Annotated in this window: 19 protein-coding genes; 7 read left to right on the top strand and 12 right to left on the bottom strand. The window is 72.0% G+C overall.

Annotated elements, in window-relative coordinates; all coding sequences use genetic code 11:
* Nucleotides 1-116: 116 nt before the first annotated feature.
* Together AB0L00_RS33090 and AB0L00_RS33095 are read right to left on the bottom strand one after the other, a co-directional pair.
* Nucleotides 117-554: a pyridoxamine 5'-phosphate oxidase family protein gene (locus AB0L00_RS33090; RefSeq protein WP_364441060.1), complete on the bottom strand. Its 438-nt coding sequence runs from the start codon at nucleotides 552-554 to the stop codon at nucleotides 117-119.
* Entirely contained in the window at nucleotides 544-1,203 is a 660-nt protein-coding gene (locus tag AB0L00_RS33095; protein WP_364405822.1) for a response regulator transcription factor, read from the bottom strand. The genes AB0L00_RS33090 and AB0L00_RS33095 overlap by 11 nt, the downstream gene beginning before the upstream one ends.
* A 299-nt stretch (nucleotides 1,204-1,502) precedes the next feature.
* Between AB0L00_RS33095 and AB0L00_RS33100 the strand changes: the two genes are divergently transcribed.
* Nucleotides 1,503-2,324: a universal stress protein gene (locus AB0L00_RS33100; RefSeq protein WP_364441061.1), complete on the top strand. Its 822-nt coding sequence runs from the start codon at nucleotides 1,503-1,505 to the stop codon at nucleotides 2,322-2,324.
* A gap of 74 nt (nucleotides 2,325-2,398) precedes the next feature.
* The gene (locus tag AB0L00_RS33105) at nucleotides 2,399-3,649 is read left to right on the top strand and encodes an MFS transporter (RefSeq protein WP_364441062.1); all 1,251 of its coding nucleotides are present in this window, start codon (nucleotides 2,399-2,401) and stop codon (nucleotides 3,647-3,649) included.
* A gap of 133 nt (nucleotides 3,650-3,782) precedes the next feature.
* Here AB0L00_RS33105 and AB0L00_RS33110 read toward each other — a convergent pair whose 3' ends face one another.
* Both AB0L00_RS33110 and AB0L00_RS33115 read right to left on the bottom strand, forming a co-directional pair.
* On the bottom strand, nucleotides 3,783-3,908 hold the full coding sequence (locus tag AB0L00_RS33110) for a hypothetical protein (RefSeq protein WP_364441063.1): 126 nt from the start codon (nucleotides 3,906-3,908) through the stop codon (nucleotides 3,783-3,785).
* 155 nt (nucleotides 3,909-4,063) lie between these two features.
* Nucleotides 4,064-5,587 (bottom strand): serine/threonine-protein kinase, encoded by a 1,524-nt coding sequence (locus AB0L00_RS33115; RefSeq protein ID WP_364441064.1) that lies wholly within the window; start codon nucleotides 5,585-5,587, stop codon nucleotides 4,064-4,066.
* A gap of 259 nt (nucleotides 5,588-5,846) precedes the next feature.
* Here AB0L00_RS33115 and AB0L00_RS33120 point away from each other — a divergent pair, with 259 nt between their 5' ends.
* Nucleotides 5,847-6,536 carry an HAD-IA family hydrolase gene (locus AB0L00_RS33120; RefSeq protein ID WP_345347806.1) on the top strand — a complete coding sequence of 230 codons (690 nt, stop codon included), beginning with the start codon at nucleotides 5,847-5,849 and terminating at the stop codon, nucleotides 6,534-6,536.
* Between the two features lie 88 nt (nucleotides 6,537-6,624).
* Here the strand turns inward: AB0L00_RS33120 and AB0L00_RS33125 are convergent, their stop codons facing one another.
* Genes AB0L00_RS33125 through AB0L00_RS33140 form a run of 4 tightly spaced genes read right to left on the bottom strand, consistent with a single transcriptional unit; the run spans nucleotide 6,625 to nucleotide 11,283 of the window.
* The gene (locus tag AB0L00_RS33125) at nucleotides 6,625-7,671 is read right to left on the bottom strand and encodes an alcohol dehydrogenase catalytic domain-containing protein (RefSeq protein ID WP_364441065.1); all 1,047 of its coding nucleotides are present in this window, start codon (nucleotides 7,669-7,671) and stop codon (nucleotides 6,625-6,627) included.
* Complete coding sequence (locus tag AB0L00_RS33130; protein WP_364441066.1) at nucleotides 7,668-8,930, bottom strand: aspartate aminotransferase family protein; 1,263 nt, start codon at nucleotides 8,928-8,930, stop codon at nucleotides 7,668-7,670. The genes AB0L00_RS33125 and AB0L00_RS33130 overlap by 4 nt, the downstream gene beginning before the upstream one ends.
* A complete protein-coding gene (locus AB0L00_RS33135; protein ID WP_364441067.1) occupies nucleotides 8,930-10,354 on the bottom strand; it encodes a trehalose-6-phosphate synthase in 1,425 nt (474 codons plus the stop codon). Before AB0L00_RS33135 ends, AB0L00_RS33130 begins: the two co-directional genes overlap by 1 nt.
* Nucleotides 10,355-10,356: 2 nt before the next feature.
* Nucleotides 10,357-11,283, bottom strand: coding sequence for a sugar nucleotide-binding protein (locus AB0L00_RS33140; RefSeq protein WP_364441234.1), 927 nt, complete (start codon nucleotides 11,281-11,283; stop codon nucleotides 10,357-10,359).
* 209 nt (nucleotides 11,284-11,492) lie between these two features.
* On the opposite strand from AB0L00_RS33140, the gene aroB reads away from it, so the two are divergent.
* The 3 genes from aroB to AB0L00_RS33155 are packed head-to-tail and all read left to right on the top strand — an operon-like array spanning nucleotide 11,493 to nucleotide 15,833.
* A complete protein-coding gene (gene aroB / locus AB0L00_RS33145; RefSeq protein ID WP_364441068.1) occupies nucleotides 11,493-12,665 on the top strand; it encodes a 3-dehydroquinate synthase in 1,173 nt (390 codons plus the stop codon).
* Nucleotides 12,662-14,656, top strand: a complete 1,995-nt coding sequence (locus AB0L00_RS33150; protein ID WP_364441069.1) for a TIM barrel protein — start codon at nucleotides 12,662-12,664, stop codon at nucleotides 14,654-14,656. The genes aroB and AB0L00_RS33150 overlap by 4 nt, the downstream gene beginning before the upstream one ends.
* 31 nt (nucleotides 14,657-14,687) lie before the next feature.
* Nucleotides 14,688-15,833 (top strand): sugar phosphate nucleotidyltransferase, encoded by a 1,146-nt coding sequence (locus AB0L00_RS33155; protein ID WP_364441070.1) that lies wholly within the window; start codon nucleotides 14,688-14,690, stop codon nucleotides 15,831-15,833.
* Nucleotides 15,834-16,299: 466 nt separating this feature from the next.
* On the opposite strand, the gene AB0L00_RS33160 is transcribed toward AB0L00_RS33155, so the two are convergent.
* The 4 genes from AB0L00_RS33160 to AB0L00_RS33175 all read right to left on the bottom strand — a co-directional run bounded on the left by AB0L00_RS33160 (nucleotide 16,300) and on the right by AB0L00_RS33175 (nucleotide 21,180).
* On the bottom strand, nucleotides 16,300-16,950 hold the full coding sequence (locus AB0L00_RS33160; RefSeq protein WP_364441071.1) for a YcnI family protein: 651 nt from the start codon (nucleotides 16,948-16,950) through the stop codon (nucleotides 16,300-16,302).
* Nucleotides 16,951-16,982: 32 nt separating this feature from the next.
* On the bottom strand, nucleotides 16,983-17,705 hold the full coding sequence (locus AB0L00_RS33165; protein ID WP_364441072.1) for a hypothetical protein: 723 nt from the start codon (nucleotides 17,703-17,705) through the stop codon (nucleotides 16,983-16,985).
* A 58-nt stretch (nucleotides 17,706-17,763) separates the two neighbouring features.
* Nucleotides 17,764-19,533, bottom strand: coding sequence for a copper resistance protein CopC (locus AB0L00_RS33170; RefSeq protein WP_364441236.1), 1,770 nt, complete (start codon nucleotides 19,531-19,533; stop codon nucleotides 17,764-17,766).
* Between the two features lie 180 nt (nucleotides 19,534-19,713).
* Entirely contained in the window at nucleotides 19,714-21,180 is a 1,467-nt protein-coding gene (locus AB0L00_RS33175; protein ID WP_364441073.1) for a hypothetical protein, read from the bottom strand.
* Between the two features lie 528 nt (nucleotides 21,181-21,708).
* On the opposite strand from AB0L00_RS33175, the gene AB0L00_RS33180 reads away from it, so the two are divergent.
* Nucleotides 21,709-21,999, top strand: a complete 291-nt coding sequence (locus tag AB0L00_RS33180; protein WP_364441074.1) for a hypothetical protein — start codon at nucleotides 21,709-21,711, stop codon at nucleotides 21,997-21,999.
* Nucleotides 22,000-22,451: the final 452 nt, after the last annotated feature.

The raw sequence follows: 22,451 nt of genomic DNA on the forward strand, positions 1-22,451 counted from the left end.
GATCGTCGGTGTCCTGATCGTGGGCGTCCTGAACAACGGCCTCAACCTGCTGGGCGTGTCAACGTTCTACCAGTACATCGTCCAAGGCGGCGTGCCGCGGGGGAGGGGAGCGGCCCTCAGGCCGCCGAGCCGCCGCGCGCCGGGATCCGCCGCCCCGACACAAGCTCAGGAGTGATCGCGATGTAGTCGCCGCGTTCGCCGGGCACCCACACCGGCAACGGCAGGCCGCGCAACCGCTGCAGCTCACCGGCCTCGGACACGACACGGGCCTGCCCGGTCACCACCACCGACCAGCCGGTCCCGGTCCGCGGATCGAACTCATCGGCCTCGAACGCGACGACCGCGCCACGGGCCGCCGCCGCCAGCTTCGACCCCGCCGTGGTGCGGATGACGATGTCCCCGCCGCTCAGCACGAAGTTCACCGGCTGCACCGCCGGCAACGCCCGGTCGGTGAACACGATCCGGCCGATCGGGGCCGCGCCGAGCAGCGCGAGGCACTCCTGCCGGCCCAGGACCTCCAGGCCGCCGGCGTCCAGCACGCCGTCACTCGGCACGGGACTCGCGGCCCTCGGCCGCCTTCAGCTGCGCCACGAACGCGGCCGCCTGCGTACGCCGGCGCATGTCCAGCTTGGCGAACAGGTTCGACACGTAGTTCTTCACCGTCTTCTCCGCCAGGAACAGGCGCTCGCCGATCTGCCGGTTCGTCAGGCCCTCACCGATCAGCTCGAGGATCTGACGTTCCTGCGTCGACAGGGCCGCCAGCGGATCCTTGCGGGTCTGCCGCTCCCGCAGCCGCGCCAGCATCTGCGCGGTACTGCGCGGATCCAGCAGCGACTGCCCGGACGCCACCGTACGGACCGCGCTGACCAGGTCCGATCCGTGGATCTGCTTGAGCACGTATCCGGCGGCCCCGGCCATCACCGCGTCGAACAACGCCTCCTCGTCGGAGAAGGACGTCAGCATCAGGCACGCCACCTCCGGCATCCGCGACCGGACCTCCCGACACACGCTGACACCGTCACCGTCGGGCAGCCGCACGTCCAGCACGGCCACGTCCGGGCGGGCCGCCGGGATACGGGCCAGCGCCTGCTCCGCGCTGCCGGCCTCACCGACGATCTCGATGTCGGACTCGGAGGACAGCAGGGCCGCCACCCCGCGCCGGACGACTTCATGGTCGTCCAGCAAGAACACCCGGACGGTCATATCCGCCTCGCTTCCTGATCCGATGCGACGCACCACCGTAGACCTGGACTCGATCCGGGCGACAGGGCGGCACGCCCCGCAAATCAGGGACCAACGACCCTGTCGAGCGACCGGCTCCGCCGTCCTGGAGACGGCATTCCCCGATATCCCCGACATTCCCGCCCTGGCGCCGGTCGCCTGCGAGGCACCACCACCGGACGCACCGGAGAAGGGGCCGTCGGCCGCCGTTCCGGGCCGTTGGTCCCTGCCCGGCCCCGCCCCGCCGTTGATGAGCTGGAGACGACCAAGAGGAGGTCCACATGCACGACCAGCCCGGGACCGGTCCCGTCACCGTCGGCGTCGACGGCTCCGACGAGAGCCTCACCGCCGTCGAATGGGCCGCGGACGAGGCACGCCTGCGCCACGCACCGCTGCGCATCGTCCACGTCTTCACCCTGCCGATGCTGTACGCACCCCTGGGCCCGCCCCTGCTCGGCTCGGAGCTGGACTCTCTGCGTGAGACGTCCGACCAGATCGCCCGCACCGCCGAGCGCCGCGCGCAGGCCCGCGCGCCGGAGCTGCCCGTCGAGACCACCGTCCTCGACGGCGCACCCATCCCCGTCCTGCTCCAGCAGGCCGCCCACGCCTCACTGATGGTGGTCGCCTCCCGAGGGATCGGCGCCGTCGGCAGACTGCTCGTCGGCTCCACCGGCGTCGAACTCGCTGCCCGCGCCCCCTGCCCCGTGGTCGTCGTACGCGGCCGCCCGCACAAGGCGCAGCGGATCGTCGTCGGCGTCGACGGCTCCGACCCCTCCCTGGCCGCCCTCGCCTACGCGTTCGACGAGGCGGCCCTCCGCGGCGCCGAACTGACCGCCGTCCACGCCGTCGAGGACGCGACCGTCACCGCCGACCCCGCTCTGATCGAGGCGATCGAACGGCACGGCCGGCGCCTCCCGGACGTGCCCGTCGACCTCGTCACCGTGCCCGCCCATCCCGCCGAGGCCCTGATCAACGCCTCCGCGGCCGCGGACCTGCTCATCGTCGGCTCCCGCGGCAGAGGCGGCTTCCGCGGCCTGCTGCTCGGCTCGGTCAGCCAGGCCGTCCTGCACCACGCCGACTGCCCCGTCGCCGTACGCCGCTGACCGCCCCCTCCGAAAGGAGCCGGGGACGCCCGGGGCGGCGGATCGGCTTACGGGCAACGGCGCGCTTCGGTACGGTGATCGTCCGCGACGCGCACCGACACGGGCCGAAGGAGTACGTCATTACCTCGCCACGCAGCCTGGTGGTCTCGGCGTTCACGGCTTTCGCCGCCTTCGGCGCGTTCTGGGGAGTGTGGGGCGCCTCGGTGCCCCGGGTCCAGGACCAGGCCGACGTCACCGACGGCGAACTCGGCTTCGCCCTGCTGTTCGTCGGCGCCGGCGCACTGCCGGCGATGATTCTGGTCGGCCGGGTGCTCGACCGGTGGGGGCTGAGGGTCTCGGCCGCCGTCATCGCCCTGCTCGGCCTCGTCGGCGCCGGCCTGGCCCTGACCGCGGTGGACCTGCCGGCCCTGTGCGTCGGCCTCGCCGTCGCCGGTGCCTCCAGCGGCGCCGCGGACGTGGCCATGAACGCGGTCGCCGGGCGGGCCGAGAAGCTCGCCGGACGGCCCGTCATCACCCGCGCCCACGGCACCTTCTCCGCCCTGGTCGTCCTCACCAGCCTGGGCACCGGCGCCGCCTCCGCCGCATCCTTGCCGCTGGCCGTCCCCTTCGCCGTGGTGGCCGCCCTGTCCGTCGCCGCCGGCGCGGCCCTGTTCACGACCCTTCCGCCGGGCGCCGCCGGCCAGGACGAGGGGGAGGCCGCCCCGGCGCGGCTCGCCCCGGTCACCCGGTCCCGGCTCCTGCCCCTCCTGCTCGTCGGGGTGCTGGGCACGCTCGCCTTCGCCAGCGAGAACGCCCACCAGAGCTGGAGCGCGGTCTTCGCCCAGGACGAGCTGCACGCCGGGGCGTGGCTCACCACCGTCGCCCCCGCCGTGTTCGCCGGGACCGTCGCGATCACACGGTTCTGCCTCGGCGGGCTCAACGACGCCCACGCCCGGCCGGTCCTGCTCGGCGGCGCCGCCACCGCCGCGCTGGGAGCGCTGGTCATCTCCGTCTCCCCGAACCTGCTCCTGGCCGCCGTGGGACTCATCCTGGGCGGCGCGGGAACCGCCGTGCTGTTCCCCACCCTCCTGGGCGTCGTGTCACGCAACGTCGAGGAGGCCTACCGGGGCCGCGCGACCTCGATCGTCGGCACCGTGTCCTACATGGGCTTCCTCCTCGGCCCGGTCTACGTCGGCGTGTGGGCCGACGCCACCGGCCTGCGCGGCGCGATGGTCGCGGTCGCGGCCCTGGCCGCCGCCCTGGTCGCGCTGACCCCGCCGCTGCTGCGCCTGAGCGGGTTCACCGCCCCGTCGGCGCGCCCGGCGCCCGAGCGCGCCGACGCCTGATCCCGGCGTCACCACCGGGGGCAAGTCCGCGAGGCGCTGGGATTCCGGGAGTCGACAGTGAGCACGGACTGGGCACGGCTGCGTTGGGGCCGGCGAGTGAGGCTGCGCTGCCACGACGTGGAGCCTTCGTCGATTACCGCCGGTCTCCGGGGTGTACATCGACGAGCCGGAGCATCGCGGGGAGCAGGTCGCTCGTCAACGGGTCGGCGGCTTCCTCGTCGATCGCTCCCTCCAGTGCGAGGGTGGTGTAGCCGTGCACGAGCGACCAACACTGCGTAGCTCTGCACCAGCGCGGCGCCCTCGGCCGTCTGTGCGGCATCCGTGCCGCGCAGGACGTGATCCAGGGCGTGCAGGGCGCGGTGCTTCTGCTCGGCCAGTTCTGGTTGACCGTCCACGCGTAGGCCGTTGGAGCCACTACCGCAACGACACCTCGGTGTGGGACAAGCGCTGACCGTCCGCCGCCCGGCGGGTCGCGATCTCGCGGATGCAGTACATCGCGACGGCCAGGACGGCAGCGGGGGCCGTGCCCGGTTGCGGGTCGACGAAGGCGATGTAGTGGGTGACGGAGACAGAGATGTCCAACTGAGCGGCTCCGGTGTCGACCAGCGCGATGGCGTTGAAGGCCACGAGTGCATAGCCCACTCTGCGGGTCCAGAGTCCAGTCCGCGGTGTGAGGGCGGCGGCAAGGGCGAGCAGGCTCGCCAGAGCGACGGTGGAGATGCCCAGCTTCCACCAGTACAGCCCATAGCCCCCGTAGTCCTTGGCCGTCCTGGCGATCACCATGCCGTAGATGCCGAACACGAGCAGCGGCAGGACGAACCGGGTCACTTTCGTCACCGCCGCACGCCAGCCCGGACGCGACATGAGAACGAAATAGCCGATGAGCCAGGCGGTGGCGAGAGTGACCGCGAGGGCGCCTGTCGCTGCGTCGCGGGCGTCGGAGACACCGTTCACGTTGATCGAGACCAGGACCGCGGTCGCCACTACGGTCAGGAGCCACACGGTGCCCGGCAGCCAGGGGCCGCCCACTGACGTGCTCCTAGTGGCCGAAGACGGGGAGACGTCGTCCTTCCGGGTGAGCACCCTGGTGGTTGCCGCCCGGTCGAGCTGCCGCAGGGCACGAGAGACGTCACCTGCGGTTTCGTACCGCTCGGCCGGGTCCTTCCTCAGGAGTCTGCGTACGAGACCGTCCCACGCGCCGGGGATATCGGGCCGCACCGAACTGGGAGCGGGTGGTTCCTGGCTGAGGTGGGCCGTCAAATAGCCGACGCTGTCGGGTGCCTGGAAGGGCAATCGGCCGGTGATCAGCTCGAACAGCAGACACCCGAGTGCGTACAGGTCGCTGCCCGGCTCCGGGTAGCCACGTGCCTGCTCGGGGGCCATGTACGGAGGCGTGCCGACGATGAACCCGGTCTGGGTGAGACGGTCGGCGGTGGCGTACGGGTCGGCCGCCCGCGCAACGCCGAAGTCGAGGACCTTCACCGCACCGGTGTGCGTGATGAAGACGTTGGACGGCTTGATGTCCCGGTGCATCACGCCCGCCGCATGCGCCTCGGCCAGGGCTTCGCAGACCTGCGCGCCCCACTGGGCCGCCTCTTCCAGACTGACGTCGCCCCGGGCCAGCTTGGCGTCCAGGCCCTCGCCCCGGACCAGTTCCATCACCAGAAACGGGGCGTTGCCGTTCTCGGGACCGCTCTCGCCGAGGTCGTGGACGGTCACGATGTGCGGATGCTGCAGACGAGCCGTGATCCGGGCCTCACGCAGGAACCTGGCGCGTGCCTCGTCGCCACGGCTTCCGCCGCCGGCGAGCAGGGAGATCACTTTGACTGCGACAGGCCGGCCCAGCGTTTCGTCGTGTGCCTCCCATACTTGGCCCATTCCGCCCTCGCCGAGCTGTCGTACCAGCCGGTATCGGTCCCCGAGGAGCTGGTCTCTCACTGCTGTGCCTCCCCCGTTTCGAACATCTCCGCCCCGGCCTCGATCTGATGCAGGTCAGGAGCCAAGGTCATTATCGGGAAATGAACGGCAAAATGAACGCCCGAATCGGGACACCGCGGTACGCCGGGCGCGGCCCGCGCGGGCGTTCGTCAAACGCTCGTTAGATGAACGCCCGCCCCCAGACCGCCACTTTGGGGCTGGGGACACGTTCGGGAGCAGGACGCCATCCCGGCCCGCCCGCCGCCCTATGCTGGCGCCCGTGGATCAACTCGCCGACGCCCGGGCCGAAGCAGTCCTGTTCGACTTCTCCGGCACCTTGTTCGACGACACCGGCGTGCTGGACCCGGCCGCCCTCGCCGCGGCCGCCGCCCGCCACGGCGTACGACTCGACGAGACCGGTGCCGCGGAGGTGATCCGGCGGACCCTGCGGCACGTCGACTCACCCGAGGGCTTCGCCGCCCGGGAGGGATGCGACCTGTCACCGCAGGCCCACCGGAGGGTCTGGACCACACTGATCGCCGACGCCGGCCCGTTCGAGGCCCCGCTCGTCGAAGCGCTCTACGCCTGCCTGACCGACCCCCACGCCTGGCTGCCCTACCCCGACACCGTCCCGGTGCTGCGCGCCCTGCGGGAGGCCGGGGTGCGCACCGGAGTGCTCAGCAACATCGGCTGGGACATCCGGCCGGCCTTCGCGCGCGTCGAGGTCCTCGACGCCCTGCACACCGTGGTGCTGTCCTGCGAGCACGGCCTCGCCAAACCCGACCCCGCGCTGTTCGCCCTGGCGTGTGAGCGGCTGGGCACGCCCCCGGGACGGGTCCTGTACGTCGGAGACGACCCCGCCAAGGACGGCGCGGCCGTACGCGCCGGGCTGCCGGTCTACCTGCTGCCCAGCGAGCGGTCCGCCGGCGCGGCGCGGGGCCTGGCCGCGGTCCTGCGGCTGGTCCGCTGACCGTCCGGACCCGGACCGCGGTCCCGGCACCGGCACCGGCGTCGGCCGTCCCGGCCGCGCGCCGCCGCCCCGCGCCCGGGCGGGCCCGTCACGGGCGGGCCAGCACCTTCCCGAAGCACCGCTCGGCCGCCATCCGGCGCAGGAGGTCCGGCAGTTCCGGCAGGGCCACCTCGGCGGTGATCAGCCGCTCGACACCGAGCCCGTCCGGTGCGCCGGCCAGGGCGCGCAGCGCCAGCGCGAAGTCGGCGGGCGTGGTGCCATAGCTGCCGCCCACCCGCACCGGCCTGCCCCGCCACCGCGCCGCCGCCACCAGCTCGCCGCGCCGCACCCGATCCAGGTCGCAGTCCAGGCCCGGGAGCCCGTCACCGGCGGCGGTACCGCCGTACAGCATCACCAGCCCGCCCGGGCGGACCAGCCGCAGCGCGTGTGTCAGCAGTTCGGGCAGCACGAAACTCGTGGCGACGACCACGACGTCGTGGCCGCCGGAGGGCGCCTCGGCCAGGCGCATCCCGCCGGCGCCCGGCAGCATCCGCCGCGCCGACAGGAACGCGAGCCGGTCGGCGTCCCGGTTGACCAGCGAGACACCGGCGCCGGCGGCCTCGGCGAGCCGGCTGATGAGCACCCCGGCCGTCCCCGCCCCCAGCACGCACATCGCCGCGCCCCGCAGGCCGGCGCGGCCCAGATGCCGCCCGGCCATGGTCAGGCAGTGCGCCGCGCACGCCAGCGGCTCGGCGAAGACCAGCCGCCGCTCCGGAACCCCGGCGGGCGCCAGGGGGAGTGCCCGCGCCAGCGGCTCGTCGTCCCCGCCGACCCACATCGCGCGGGCGAACCCGGTGCCCCGCAGCACCGGGACGTTCGGGTCGAGGCAGACCCGGGCGCCCACCGGCAGCCGCGGCGTCGAACTGCGCGCCACCACCCCGACCAGCTCGTGGCCGAACTGGCTCGGCCCGGGCCGCTGCCCGGCGATCTCCTTCAGGTCCGAACGGCACACGCCTACGACCAGCGGTTCGACCAGCACCGTGTGCGCGCCGTCCGGGCGGCGGGGCCGGGCACGCGACAGCCGCGGCCCCGACCCGGTCAGCTCCACGCTCAGCGGGCCCGGCGGCGCCGGGCCGGTTCCCGGAAGGGCGTTCACGGCCGCAGCGTCTCCAGCGCCTCACCGAACCGGTCGGCGACCAGGCCGGCGTCCTCCACCGACAGCACCAGCGGCGGCCGCAACTCGATCACGTTGCCCAGGCCGTGCTCGGACACCCGGGTGATCACCGACCGCTCGTACAGGGCCTTGTTCAACGCGGTGGCCAGCCGGGGGGAGCGGGACCCGTCCGGCTCGACCAGCTCCACGCCCAGCATCAGCCCGACCCCGCGCACGTCCCCGACGCACGGGAAGTCCGCCCGCAGCGCGCGCAGCCGCTCCAGCAGCACCGCGCCCGACGCGCGCACCCCGGCGAGGAACTCCGGGCGGCGGACCTCCTGCAGCGTCACCACCGCGGCCGCCGCCGACAGGGTGTGGCCACCGTAGGTGAACCCGTGCATCGAGCGCGGCATGCCCACCAGGCGTTCCTCGGTGAGGATCGCGGCCAGCGGGAACCCGCTGCCCGTCAGCCCCTTCGACAGCGTCATCATGTGCGGTGTCACGCCGAAGTGGTCGGCGGCGAACAGCCGGCCCGTGCGGCCCAGGCCCGTCTGGTTCTCATCGAAGATCAGGATGATGCCGCGTTCGTCGCAGAACTCCTTGAGCCGCCGCAGGTAGCCCGGGGGCGGGACGACGTTCCCGCCCACCCCGCTGATCGGCTCGATGATCATCGCGGCGACGCTGCCGGAGCTGGCGTAGGTGATGAAGTCCTCGATCCGGTCCACGCACCACATGCCGCACCGGTCCGGCGTCTGCCGGTAGAAACAGCGGAAACAGTACGGGTCGGGGACGTGCACCGCCCCCGGCAGGTGGTACGGGAACGGGGCCCGCATCCGCGACGTCCCGTTGTAGCTGGTCGCGGCCACGCTCTGCCCGACATGCCCCCGGAACGGCACGATCACATCACGCCTCCCGGTCACCCACTGGGCGATCTTGATGGCGCCCTCGTTCGCCGTCGACCCGCCCGAACTGCGAAGGTTCACCCGCGTCAGCTCTGGCGGGCTCATCTCCACCAGCAGCTCCATCACCCGGTCGGTCGGCTCCGTACGGAACGACGAGCTGGCGAACACCAGATCATCCAGCTGTCCCCGCACCGCCGCCAGCACCGCCGGATGGTTGTGCCCCAGCACCAGGTTGAACGTCCCGGCCACACAGTCCAGGTACTCCCGGCCGCCTTCGTCCCAGACCCGCACGCCCTCACCGCGCACCAGCCGGGCCTCGCCCAGCTCGTAGTACGCGAACGCCCCCGGACCGGCCTCCATCAGCGGACGCCCAGGCTCTCGAGCTGCGCGGTGACCCACGCCTCCAGCGTCCACGGCCGGGCGGTCTCCCGCCGCCGCCGCGCCGCCTCGGCCCGCTCGCCCGGCCCGGCCAGCAGCCCCGCGGCGATCGCCTCGCTCTGCTCCACCAGGTCGAACGGGTTCACCGTCCGGCACACCGGCCCCAGGATCTCCGCCGCCCCGGCCAGCTCCGACAGGACCACGTCGGCGTCGCGCTCGTTCACCAGCGGCGCCTCGAAGACACTCAGATTCTGGCCGTCCACCGTCGAGTTGAACATCAGCAGGTCCGCCCGCTCGAAACAGCCGAACGTGTGACCGACCTCGTTGTCGCAGTGCACCCGGACCGTGCCCGCGCCCAGCGCGGCGTTCGCCTCGGCCACCGCAGCCTCCACCCGTCGCTGGTACTCGGCGTTGGCCTCGACGTACAGCCGGTTCGGGTTCATCCGCACCAGCATCCGCGTCCCGCGCAACCGCTCGTTCGCCTCGACCGCCGCGACGAACGCCCGCACGGCGCGCTCCCCGTTCTTGATCGGGTCGGTGCGGCCCGAGTGCACCACCAGCGGACGGTCGCCGGCCCACTCCGCGACGCCCTCGGGCAGCCGCGCGTCCCTGCGGTGCAGCGTCTCCGGGCTGTAGCCGAGCGGCTGCGTGCACACCTTCGTCACGTGCCCGCCCCGCCGTACGGTGCCGGCGGCGACGTCGACCTCGGCGTCCGGCAGCAGGTCGGCCACGCACGCCAGGAAGTTGGCCGACCAGCGGCGCGCGAAGAACCCGATGACGTCGGCCGCCAGCATGCCCTCCAGCACCCCCGTCCGCATCATCTTCGGCAGGATCCGCCAGTAGTCCGCGGCCGGCCAGGGAATGTGCACGAACAACAGGATCGGCGCGTCCGGGCGCTCGGCCCGCAGCCGCTGCGGCACCCGCACCAGCTGGTAGTCATGGACGAGGAACACCGGGTCGGGCTCACCTTCGGAGCGCCGCAGCAGCTCACCGGCGAAGTCCTCGGTGAACTCCCCGAACCGCTCCCACGCCGCCCGGGTCTCGGCCCCGAACGACGGCCGCGTCCACCGGTCCCACCCGTAGTTGTTGCCCGCCCACATCAGCTCGGCGGTGAAGAAGTCCTGCACGATCCGGAACGTGTCGCGGTCGTGGCGCAGCTGGTGCAGCCGCACCCCCCGCCCCGACGGCAGCTCGATCCGCATCCCGTCCGGATGTTCCAGGGCCGCCTGGTGGTCCGCGTCACTGTCCGCGCTCACGATCCACGCCACGTCCAGGTACCCGGCCTGCTCGGCGACCACGTTCCCGGTGCCGCCGGGTGCCAGCCACGCGCGCAGCCGCCCGGTCTCCGGCTCGGGCGCGTAACTGACGACCGCGCGTTTGCTGGCGAGGAAGACGCGCTTGCTCACTCTCACTCCTCCACGGATCGGGGGGCGGGGACGGCAGGAGGTCCTTCGGGGGCGAGCGCCACCGCGGCCAGCCGCCGGGTGCCCTCATCGACGTCGACCGGCCACAGCCCGGCCAGCTCCGGCAGGTCCGCCGCGTGCTCACTGTGCAGGCAGGCGTTGCTCGGCCGGCACGCGTACGCCGTGCCGGCCTTGCCGACGGCCCGGACCAGGTCCTCGCCCAGGCCCAGGCCGGCGGCGATCCGCCGCGCCCACGCGTACCGGGACAGCCGCTCGGGCCCCGCCAGGTGCAGCACCCCGGTCCGCCGGGTCCGCACCAGCTCGGCCGACCAGGCCGCCACGTCGTCGACGAGCACGGGGGTGTTCCAGTGGTCGTCCGGGGCCTCGACCGCGCGCCCCGCCCGCAGCGAGCGCACGCAGGTGGTGAAGTAGTTGGGGCGGTGCCCGTCCGGGTCCCAGCCGTAGACCAGGCTCACCCGCAGCACCAGCGCCGCCCCGGTGTCCAGCAGGGCCTGTTCGGCCGCCAGCTTGGCCCGGCCGTAGGCGTTGGCGGGCGCGACCTGGTCGGACTCGCCGTAGCTGTCCCGCGTTCCCGCGAAGACGTTGTCGGTGGAGACCAGCAGCACCGGGAGCCGCCCGGCGGCGGCCGCCAGGTTCACCGCGCCCGTACCGTGCGCGGCCATCGCCTCCCGCGGATGCTCCTCGCACCAGGTGATGTCGGACGGGCCGTGCACGATGACGAGGGAGTCCGGCGCCACGCCGCGCACGACGTCCCGGCACGCCCGCGCGTCCCGCACGTCCAGCTCGCGCCACTCCAGGCCCGCCGCGGACCGCGCCGCAGGCGGCCGCCGCGAGCACAGCACCGCCCTGCCGCCCAGCGCGCGGATCCGGGCGCCGATGCGGCCGCCGAGGTAGCCGCTGCCCACCACCATCGTCAGCACGCCGCCACCCCCGGCGTCCGGGTACGCCCCGCGTCCCCGTCAGGGCCGGCCCGCCCGGCCCGCCGGGCATCCGCACACTTACGCATCGGGACTGATCATTGACAAATCTGGTGTTTGCCAAACACATCCGTTAAAAGGTTATGGTGCGGACCGGTGGGGTAACCCCGACACATTTGGTCGATCTAAGTAAGGGAAGAAAGATGGCCGTAAACGGTCACGTCGTTCACGACCGCATCCCGTTGTCCACGACCCCGTCGGCCATTGAGGTCACTCACCAACGAAACGACACCTACCGCATCCACGTCGCAGCCGATCCGGCAGCGGCCACCCAGGCGCTCCTGGCCGAACTCGACGGCCGCCGCGCCGCGGTCATCACCGAACGCACCGTCGCCGCCCTGCCACCGGGCGACCTCACCCGCACCCTCCAGGAGCACGGCCTGCTGCTCGGCAACATCGCCGTCCCGCCGGGGGAGCGCAGCAAGACCCTCGACACCGCCTACCTCCTCATCGACTGGCTCACCCAGCTCGACCTCGCCCGCCGCGACGTCGTCATCGCCCTCGGCGGCGGCGTGATCCTCGACACCGTCGGCTGGGTCGCCAGCGCGTACATGCGCGGAGTGCCCTACATCAACGTCCCCACCACCCTCCTCGCCCAGGTCGACGCCGCCATCGGCGGGAAGGTCGCCGTCGACCACAACTCCGCCAAGAACCTCGTCGGAGCGTTCCACCAGCCCCGCGCCGTCATCTCCTGCCTGTCCTACCTCGACACCCTCGACACCAGGCAGACCAGCGCCGGCCTCGCCGAAGCCGTCAAAAAAGCGGTCATCGCCTCCCCGGAGCTGTTCGAGTTCATCGAGAACCACGCCGACGACCTCCTCCACCACCGCCGCCCCGCCACCGAGACACTCGTCCGCGCGGCCGGCGCCATCAAATCCGAACTCGTCGGACGCGACCCCTACGAACAGGACCTGCGCCGCCCCCTCAACTTCGGCCACACCGTCGGGCACGCCGTCGAGACCACCACCGGATACGGCCCCGTCCTGCACGGCGAGGCCGTCGCCTTCGGCATGGCCATCGCCGTCGACATCGCCCGCGCCCGCGGCCTGCTCGACCCCGCCGTCGCCGACCGCATCACCCACCTGCTCACCGACCTCGACCTGCCCGTCCGCCTCCACCAGCTCCGCGCCGTACCCCCCATCGACGACGTCCTCACCGCACTCGGCAAGATCCGGCAGATCCGCGACGGCAGCCTGCGCTTCGTCCTCCCCGTCGAACTCGGCACCACCCTCATCACCGACGACGTCACCGAGGACGAAGTACGCGCCGCCCTCCTGCGCGCCACCGCCGAGGACCTCCCGGCAGGCCGCCCATGACCGCACTGTGGGCCGTCGACGCCGGCGGAACCACCACCTCCGCGATCCTCCCGACGCCGGATCCGGGGGCCATCACCACCCACGGCCCCATCAACCCCGCCTCCACCGGAGGCGACACCGCCGACCACAACCTGCGCGCCCTCCTCCACGACATCGCCCAGGCCCTCGACGGCCGGCCCGGCACCGGATGGCTCGCCACCGCCACCGTCGACCTGACCACCCCCGGCACCGAACCCGACCGCCTGCGCGAACTCGCCCGCCACGCCGGCCTGCACGGCAGCCTCATCCTGTCCAACGACGCCCTGCCCTGGCTCCTGGCCCCACCGCTGCACGGCCGCGGCGTCGCCCTCGTCTGCGGCACCGGATCAGGGTTCATCGCCGCCGGCGACCACCCCCGCCTCGCCCGCGTCGGCGGCTGCGAATACCTCGGCAGCGACGAGGGCAGCGCCTTCGACCTCGGCATGGCCGGACTGCGCGCCGCCGTCCGCGCCGAGGACGGCCGGGGACCGGCCACCACGATCGGCGCCCGCCTCACCGCCCGGCACGGCCGGCCCCCGGCCGAACTCGCCCGCAGCCTCGCCGCCGCGGCCTTCCCCAAGACCGCCGTCGCCGCCCTCGCCCCCGCCGTCTGCGACGCCTGGCTCGACGGCGACGAACCCGCCACCGCCCTCGTGACCGCCGCACTCGACGAACTCATCCTCGGCGTCCGCGCCGCCCACGACCGCGCCGAACTCACCGGCCCCTGGTCCGCCGCCGCCGGCGGGGGAGTGCTGCGCGGCTGCCCGGAGATGCTCACCGAACTCGACCGCAGACTGCGAAACGAACTCGGGGCCGCCCACGTCGCCCCCATCACCGAACCGGCCGCCACCGTCCACGCCGCCCTGCGCCACACCCTCAAGGACGGCCGGCTCCACCCACCCGGCGGCCCGGCCGGCACCGCCGCCTGGCTCATCGACCTGGACCCGCCGCCACCCCGGCCCCGCCGACCGGCACCCCCGACCCGCCGCCCCCGCATCGGCGACCCGCCGATCACCATCGGACTGTGCCTGGCCGCCTGGGGCGGCTCCGACCTCACCACCGCCCTCCAGCACGCCACCGAGACCGGCGCCGACACCCTCGACCTGCCCACCGACGCCACCACCGGCCTGCTCGACCTGAACCGCTGGTCCCACGACGACACCTACCGCGCCGAACTGCGCACCGCACTCACCGGCGTCGACGTCGGCTGCGTCAGCAACAGCCGCGACACCCAACTCCTCCTCGGCCCCCACGGCCCCCACACCGACCCCGTCCTGCACGGCACCGAACACGCCAAACACGACCACGCCCTCCGCCACGCCCGCGACACCATCCGCCTCGCCGCCGACCTCGGCGCGCCCCACGCCCGCCTCATGCTCGGCGTCCCCGACCTCACCCGCTGGCTCTCCTGGTGGCACAGCCCCGTCACCTGGGACGACAACATCACCACCTGGTGCGAACGCGCCCACCCCATCCTCACCCTCGCCGCCGAACACGGCGTGACCCTCCTCATCGAACCCCACCCCAAACAGGTCGCCTACGACCGCGCCAGCACCCGCAGGCTCCTCGACGCCGCCGCCCGCACCGAACCCCGCGCCACCGTACGGATCTGCCTGGACCCCGCCAACCTCGCCGCCACCGGCCACGACCCCGTCGACGCCGTACGCGGCTGGGGAACCGACCTCGCCGCCGCACACGCCAAAGACCTGCAACGCTGGACCACCACCCAGGCCCCCCACGGCGCCGGCTGGTCCCGCTACGGCCCCGGACCACCCATCCGGTTCCGCGCCCTCGGCGCCGGCGAACTGCCCTGGCCCGCGATCATCTCCGCGCTGCTCGACGAGGACTTCCACGGCACCCTGTACGTCGAACACGAAGACGCGCTGCTGCCCCGCGAACAAAGCGTCCACGTCTCGACACGGCTCCTGCGCGACCTGCTCCCACAGCACGCCCCACAGGGACGCACCTGGTGACCCGCCCGCACCCACGCCGGAGGAGGACCCGATGACCCTGCACGACGTACGCGCGGCCCTGCTCGCCGGCGGCCTCGGTGAACGCATGGGCCACCTCACCGACACCCTCTGCAAACCCCTCGTCCCCTACGCCGCGTCCTGCCGCCTCGTCGACTTCAGCGTCGCCAACGCCGCCCGCTCCGGAATACCGGAGATCGTCCTGCTGTCCCTGCACCGCGAACGCGACCTCATCGACCACCTCCGCGGCCACTGGGACGGCAGGGGAGTGCGGATCAACTACGGCCCCCACGACCACCTCATCCGCTCCGGCGCCCTCACCCCCGGCGAACCCCTGCCGCCACGCCCACCCGAAGCCGGCACCGCCGACGCCCTCCTCACCAACGCCGACCACGTCTTCGCCCCCGGCGCCCACGACATCCTCATCCAGCACGCCGACCACGTCTACGTCCACGACTACGGGCCCATGGTCGCCGCGCACCGCGCCGCCGGCGCGGACGCCACCATCGGAGTCCAGCGCATCGAACGACGGTTCGTGCACCTGTTCGGCATGGTCGACGTCGACGCGGACCTGCGCGTCCGCCAACTGGTCGAAAAACCCGCCGAGCCGACCTCCGACCTGGTCTTCACCGCGTTCTGCCTGTTCCGCGCCGACGTCCTCCACGACGTGTTGCACTCACTCGCCGCGCTCGGGCAGGACCGCTGGCAGCACGACATCAGCCGCGACGTCCTGCCCCTCATGATCGGTGAGGGACGGCGCGTCCAGGCGTACCCGATCAGCGGCTACTGGGCCGACATCGGCACCGTCGAGCGCTACCACCTCGAACAGCTCAAGCTCCTGCACCGGCCCTTCCCGCTCCCACCGGACACCCTCCCGCGCACCCTCACCGACACGCCCCCACGCCTCGACGGCCCCCGCGGCCTCGTCGGCGCGGACGTCACCGTGCCACCCGGCGCCGTCGTCCGCTCCAGCGTCCTGTTCCCCGGCTGCGTCATCGAACCCGGCGCCGAAGTGAACCGGTCCCTGATCCTGCCCGGAGCGACCGTACGCGCCGGCGCGCGCCTCACCGGCACCATCGCCGCCACCGGTGAAGACGTCACCGGCCCCCGCACCGGCTTGGAAGGCCTGGCCCCCACTCGAGCCGGCGGACCCCCGGCCACGGCAGCGGGGGAGCCGTAGCACCCGACCGTTCCCCCCACAGGACCCGCGAAATTCCCGCGCCAGGACGATTGCGCCGAACACCGACCCCCGTACGGTCAAGATCGACCCGCTCCATCCGGACCGGGCCCGTCCGCGCCAAAGAAGCGGACGCTGACCGCAGAGCAGACGAAGGAGTACACCATGACCGAGCGGATCGACCCCCGGCCGCAGCCGCTTCCGCAGGGAACGCCGCCGCTCCCGCCGGGGACGCCGACCCTCCCGCCGCCCCAGCGGGTCGTGCCGCCCCGTCGGTAACGCCAGCTGGCTCCAGGCCATCGCTTCCCGTGTCGGCTGCCTGATGACTGGATGATCGCATCAAGCAGCCGCCGCTGAGGCGGGCCCTCCCTACCACAGCAGCCCTCCGCCATCAGGCGGGGGGCTGCACCCTTTCCGGCTCACGGGCCGGATGCCCGGACCGCGCCGACACGCTTGCCCTTGCGGACTCTCAGCGGCGCGACGTGCGGAGCGCCATCACCGCAGACGCGAGCGCGACGACCACGGCGCCGCGGGAGACCCGCGCCGGCGCGTCCACGGCCGGTCCGGCGCCGGTCTTCGACGGGGGCAGGAGCCTGAGCACCGGAGCGGGGTTCTCCGGCTCCGGGCCGTTCGGCTGCGGCTCCTGGATCCAGCGCACCACCTGACCGTCGCCGTAGTACTGCAGCGTCTTGAAGGTCATCGAATCGGCCTTCGGCAGCGGCCCCGCGCTCACGGCGAACTCGTCGTACTCGTCCGGTCTGATCCCCGCCTTCGGGTCCTGCGCGGTCCAGATGATCTCACTGACCGCCTCGGTGACCTTGACACCATCCGACTCGACCGGCGTGGCCAGCTTCGTCTTCTTGATCTCATAGGACCAGCCCGGATGCGCCTTGACGCGGACCGACGCCAGCGGCACACCCGACGGCAACTGAACGTCGACCTTGACGGTGTTCGCGTCGTCCCGCTCATTCGGGACACGGAACACGAAGGCCGCATAGTCGCCCTGCGTCGCGGTCTCCGGAGCGACCGTCACGTGCGCCGAGGCCGCGGTGGCCCCGAACCCGACCACAAGCGCCGCCCCGACGGCGATGACCGCGCCTCGGACGGAATGCCGCCACATATGTTCTCCCACTGATCATCAGATGAGCCGGCTCAGCCGAGCCGGCCGAGCGTGGTCTTCGCCAGCTTCTCGGCCTTAGCCCTGGAGTCGGCGCGCTGACCGATCTTGTGGATCTCCGCGTAGCCGAAATAGATGACGGCGTTCGCCTTGTGCGCGACGATGGTCGTCAGATCGTCGTACGTCGTGGTGCCCAGGTCCGGCGGCGCCGTGTGCGCGAGCTGCTGCGCGAACCCCGTCCAGCCCCCCGACTTGAACGCACGACTGTGGATCTTGTAGTCGCCGACGATGATCGGCGGCCCGCCGAGAATCGTGAACGACGCCGGACACTTCGCCGACTCGGCCAGCACGGCCTTCATCCCCGTGTCCGCCAGCGCGTCGGTGGTGAAGACCACCGCGCCCTGGGTGACCACGGGAAGCGAGGACTGTTCCGCGTTGGGCGGACCGACGATGAAACGACCGGTCGAATTGCCGCCCACCGGCTCGACGTCCGGCTGCACCGCCACGGTGATGTTGTCCGCACGCTGAACGTAAGGACAGGTCGGCACACTGTTCGGCGGCGTGTAGATCACATGCGAGCCGTGATCGGAATCCTGAACCTGGATCGCGCCCTTACCGATGTCCCTGACGGTGACGAACCCCAACTGAATCGACTTCACCGTGTACGGCGGATGGGTGAGCTTCTTACCCGAATCCGAGCCACAGCCGCCCACGGCGGCCGACGCCACGACCGCCGCACCGGCCACCAGCGCCACCACGGGACGCCGCCTCAGCCTGTCACGAAGACCCGCGAGCCTCATTTCGTCTGCGATCCTTTCAACGCGCCGTGAACGAGAAGTGCACCGGCACCTCGTCGAAGTCGGAGGTGCGGATGTTGAGCCACAGGTCCCACCGGCCCGGGTACGGAATGGACATCGCGCTCGCGACATAGTGGCCGGGTTCCGCCGCGGACACCGTGACCGGCAGCGCGCCGATGTCCTTGCCGACCGGTGCCAGCCGGCCGGAGACCTCAGGGACGTTGACCAGCGACCCGCCCTTCGCCACGAGATAGATGTCGGCGACGTTGGACCCCCGCCTCGCCGGCGTCAGCCTCAGCTCGACATGACCGCCGTCCAGGCCGGTGTGCGTCCCGGCCATCGCCGGCACGGCGACCGTCGCCCGTACCGGCGGCGCGTGACTGCTGCGGGCGGGAGCCGTGTTGACCAGGACCGAGGTCACCGACAGCACGACGACGCCGAGAACGACCTCGGCCGCCACCGACACACGCAACCGGCGCAACTCTCCGGCGGGCACGTCCTCCGCCGGCTCCGACCCGCGGCGCCGGACGAACGACCGTCCCCGCGCCGCGAGCGCGACGACGAGGAGCACGAGACCGAACTTCACCAGCAGCAGCCGACCGTAGGTCGTACCGCCGAGAGCGCCGAAGGTCCCCACCTGCCGCCACGCCAGATACAGGCCGGTCACCGCGATCACCGCGAAGCAGACCTGCGCCAGACCGGAGAAACGGGGGAGTGCCGGCCGCAGGTCCCGCACGCGCTCCGGGCGGCCGGCGGCCGGACCGACGACACACGCCGTGAGCGGGACCAGACCGCCGAACCACACCGCGATGGCCAGAAGGTGCAGACCGGTGACGGGAACGGCCAGCCACGCCTGTGAGCCGGTGTGCGCGTGGTCCGTGAGCGGCCAGGTCAGCACCAGCGCGACCCCGCAGACCGCGCCCAGGATGAGCGCGGCCACCGGCACCCGCGCCTCCGCACCGTCCCCCCCATCGGCCCCGCCCCGGCGCCGGACCACGACCGCGAAGACGACGGCGAGCACGACGGCGATCCCGAGGCGCGCCGACAGGGCATGGCCGAAACGCGTGCTCAGGGTCAGCCGCAGGACGCCGGGGTCGAACGCCGTCGCCAGCGACCTCCCGGTGCCGTAGGGGCCCTGGGCGAGGAACACCACAACGGTTCCCACACCCAGCGCGGCGAACCCGGCCCAGACGATGAGCCGGCCACGACGCCGCCGCAGCCCGCCCGGCCAGGTGACGCCGAGGAAGACGACACCCCCGAGCGTGAGCGCCAGCCCCAGGAACGCCAGGCCACGCCCGACGGCGTGCACCACCGGCGTCACCCGGCCGGTCCCCGTCCGGGGGGCGGCGACCGCGGCGCTCGGCGCGCCGACACTGAACCGGAAGGCCCCGGAGACCGCGTGCGAGTCCGCGGACACGACACGCCACGCGACCGTATAGGTCCCCTTGGCCAGGTCGGCGGGCAGCGCCGCCGCCGCGGTGTTCGCCTTGCCCGCCGCGTGCACGGGAGCACCGACCCGGACCTTGTCGCCGTTGGGGTCCAGGAGCTGGATCGACTCCGGAGTCAGCGTCACCGCTTCGTTGAAGCGAAGGACCGCCTGCCGTGGCGCGGAGCCGACGACCGCGTTGTCGACGGGGGAGGATTCGATGAGCACGGCGTGGGCCTCGGCGGGGCGGAACAGCGCACCGAACGTCACCTCGGCGGCGAAACAGCCCACGGCCAGCGCCGCGACGAGGAGGACACGCAGAACCCGCCGGTGGTGACCGCCGCGTTCGGCCGCGCGAAACATGAAGGTCAAGTGGTAATCAATCTGTGCGCGGCTCGCCGGCCAAGACGGACGCGTCGCCTCGTACGACGGCGACGACGAGGTCGAACCGCCCAGACGCATGCGCCGGGACACCGGTCCTGAACCGCGTCCGGCCGGTCGGGCCCGCCGGCGCGACGCGCCGGCGGGCGATGATCGGTGATGTCACTTGTCGCAGGAGTTCCAGCAGATCTTCTTGTCGGGCTTGCCGGCCAGCTTGCCGTCGAACCGCAGGACGTCGACGCCGCGGCTGTAGTCGGCGACGTAGACGTAACCGTTGTGCCAGTAGGCGGCCGAGGCCGACCCGGCGGTCACGTTCGCGGTACCGGACGGGATGCGGAAGTAGCCGACCTGCTTCGGGTGCTTCGGGTCGGAGACGTCGATGAACCGCGTGCCCTGGGCGTACCAGCCCTGGGCGATGATGTTGCCGTTCACCGTGAACCAGTGAGCGGAGCAGCTGGCGGCCGAGGTGTCCGAGCCCTCCTGGCCCCACGCCGTCCAGCTGCTGACCAGGTTGAGGCGGAACGGCTTCTCCGGCGTGGAATTCCAGCTCTCGCCGTTGTAGCTGCCCTTGGTCGAGGCGATCATCAGCGCACCGGCGTCGGAGCAGGTACGGATGTCCTCTTCGGTGATGTAGAGCAGCTCGCCCTTGTCGTACTTACCGAGCTTCTCGGTGTTGTGGTACGAGTTGTGGTCGAAGTACGACACCGGGGCGGGGTCCACGACGGTGCCACCCGCGTACGGCACGGGGTCGTACGCCGTCGCGGTGCGCTTGACCTTCTTGACCGGGTCGTAGTGCCGGCCCGTCGTCCAGTAGCCGCGCACGCCACCAGCCCCGGACGTCCACGCGACGCCGTTCTTGTCCACGTCCACGCTGTGGACGTAGTCGGTGGTCTGATCGAACCGGTTCAGGTCGAGCGCCTGCGCAAGGGTCTTCTGATGGTTGATGTCACGGATGTCGGTGACCCAGACCGGCACGCCGTGCCAGCTCGGGTCGTTCCCCTTGGTGCCGGTGTTGTACGGCCCGACCGACCACAGGTAGTCACAGTCGTTGATACAGGTGGCGGTGTGACCGGCGGGAACGGATTGGAACGTGACAATCCTGGGCTGCCAGGGGTTCTTCACATCGATGATGTAGAAGCCGGACTGGCCGGTGGTGAGAGTGCCGCCGAAGCCGCGCGGGTCGCGGCTCAAGAAGACCAGCTTCCGCTTCTGGTCGACGGTCATGTTCTCGCCTTCCCAGAACCGGTCCTGGGTGTCGCCGGGACGGCGCAGATCGGCGGCCGTGAGCTTCCCGACGAGCGCCGGGTGCTTACGGTCCTTCAGCGACCAGATCGCCAGGCCACCGGTGCCGTTGGCGAACATGAAGTCGTAGCCGTAGTTCTTGTAGCTGATGAAGTTCAGCCCCGAGTAGCCGCTGACACCCTTGACGTTGTCGATGAAGGTGACGTTGCCCGAGACCGCGTTGGTGGGCACGTTGTGGGTGTCATCGAGGGCGGGGCCGCCACCGGCGGGGCCGCCGGAGGCCGGGCCGGCCGGTGCGGCGGCGAACGCCGACACCGAACCCGGCAGCTGCAGCGCCACCGCCGCGGCGAATGCGACCACACCAGCCGCGAACGATTTGATCTTCAATGCGTTACTCCTGAACGCTCACTGATACGAGCGGGCCGCCGGACGTCGCGGGTTCGACCAAGCCGGGTTGACGCCTCCCCTTGCGGATCGAGCCAGGACCGCGAGAGAGAACCGATGACTCGGGGGTGTGACAGGCCTGGGAGGTGGTCTGTCTCGCGGGACCGCCGTCCTCCTTTCCGTCGGCCGGGCAGGGCGATAACCGACGCAGTGTCAGGCAATGAGAGGATAATGATCATTCCTGCCCGTGTCACCACCGAATACCGGTCAAACCGGCACGCTCAACGACACAACGGACGCCGAACATCGGACGTGTCCACCGGCGCGGAGTGGTTCCCCAGCTGATCACCGCCCTCGGAGCGGCCGCCCGGGCCGGGGGAGAGGCGGACCCGCAGCCGCTTAAGGGGTGTGGCGCATACAGGATCGATGCCGGCCATAATGAACACTCAGGGAAATCGATCAGTAGCGTAGGGTATTAGGTTCGGCGGGAAGCGCGCACGGCGCCCCCCGCCACCCGAGGAGACACCCCCAATGCGACGTATCGTCACAGCGCTCGGCGCCCTGCCACTCGGCGGCCTTCTCACCCTGACGGTCCCCACGGCCGCACACGCGGCCGACGGGAAACTGATCATCAGCCACAAGACGTACAAGAACCCCAGCGGCTGCTACGGCAGCGACAGGGGACCGCTGCGGGTCAGCAACAAGACCGACCACCCTGCCCTCATCTTCAATAAGCCCGACTGCAAGGGCTGGCCCGCCTGGATTCTCCGTCCCGGCCAGAGCGTCGCCTGGGAGTCCGGGCTCAGCGTCTCGATCAAGTAGCCCAGCGGCCGGGCCGAGGCCGCCGCGGATGACGGATCGCATGGCGTCCCGCCATCCGCGGCGGCCTCGGCCGACATCCTTGACGCAGGACGGCCGGGGGATCACACGGGCGTGATTCCAGATCCTCTACTTGACATAATGTCCCTTATCGAGCATCAGCCAGAGGGCAGAGAGCGGACTGCGACAACCGTCGACCGCCGCCGCGAGTCCGGCGGCTCAAGCGAATGCGCCATCGCCGGGTGGCGCGATGCGAGGCGTGCCGCCGTGAAGTCTCCGGGATGTCGAGCAGGCGCCGCAGGACGACCGGACGGACGGCGGGCGCCTACCGACGATCTTGGAACGCTCGGGCCGGAGCGCCGAGATCGACCCGGCCTACGTGCGGCCTGTGACGATTAGAAGGCCTCCGATATCCGCACCCTCGAACGACCCGACCCGACCCAGGCCGCGGCCGC

It is taken from the genome of Actinoallomurus sp. NPDC052308, assembly GCF_040679195.1.
Classification (GTDB): Bacteria; Actinomycetota; Actinomycetes; order Streptosporangiales; family Streptosporangiaceae; genus Actinoallomurus; species Actinoallomurus liliacearum.

Excerpts from the sequence above, each read along its gene's own strand:
- aroB (WP_364441068.1), top strand. The coding sequence starts at position 11,493 with ATGGCCGTAAACGGTCACGTCGTTCACGACCGCATCCCGTTGTCCACG.
- AB0L00_RS33095 (WP_364405822.1), bottom strand. The coding sequence starts at position 1,203 with ATGACCGTCCGGGTGTTCTTGCTGGACGACCATGAAGTCGTCCGGCGC.
- AB0L00_RS33155 (WP_364441070.1), top strand. The coding sequence starts at position 14,688 with ATGACCCTGCACGACGTACGCGCGGCCCTGCTCGCCGGCGGCCTCGGT.
- AB0L00_RS33160 (WP_364441071.1), bottom strand. The coding sequence starts at position 16,950 with ATGTGGCGGCATTCCGTCCGAGGCGCGGTCATCGCCGTCGGGGCGGCG.
- AB0L00_RS33140 (WP_364441234.1), bottom strand. The coding sequence starts at position 11,283 with ATGGTGGTGGGCAGCGGCTACCTCGGCGGCCGCATCGGCGCCCGGATC.
- AB0L00_RS33170 (WP_364441236.1), bottom strand. The coding sequence starts at position 19,533 with ATGTTTCGCGCGGCCGAACGCGGCGGTCACCACCGGCGGGTTCTGCGT.
- AB0L00_RS33130 (WP_364441066.1), bottom strand. The coding sequence starts at position 8,930 with ATGGAGGCCGGTCCGGGGGCGTTCGCGTACTACGAGCTGGGCGAGGCC.
- AB0L00_RS33150 (WP_364441069.1), top strand. The coding sequence starts at position 12,662 with ATGACCGCACTGTGGGCCGTCGACGCCGGCGGAACCACCACCTCCGCG.
- AB0L00_RS33100 (WP_364441061.1), top strand. The coding sequence starts at position 1,503 with ATGCACGACCAGCCCGGGACCGGTCCCGTCACCGTCGGCGTCGACGGC.
- AB0L00_RS33180 (WP_364441074.1), top strand. The coding sequence starts at position 21,709 with ATGCGACGTATCGTCACAGCGCTCGGCGCCCTGCCACTCGGCGGCCTT.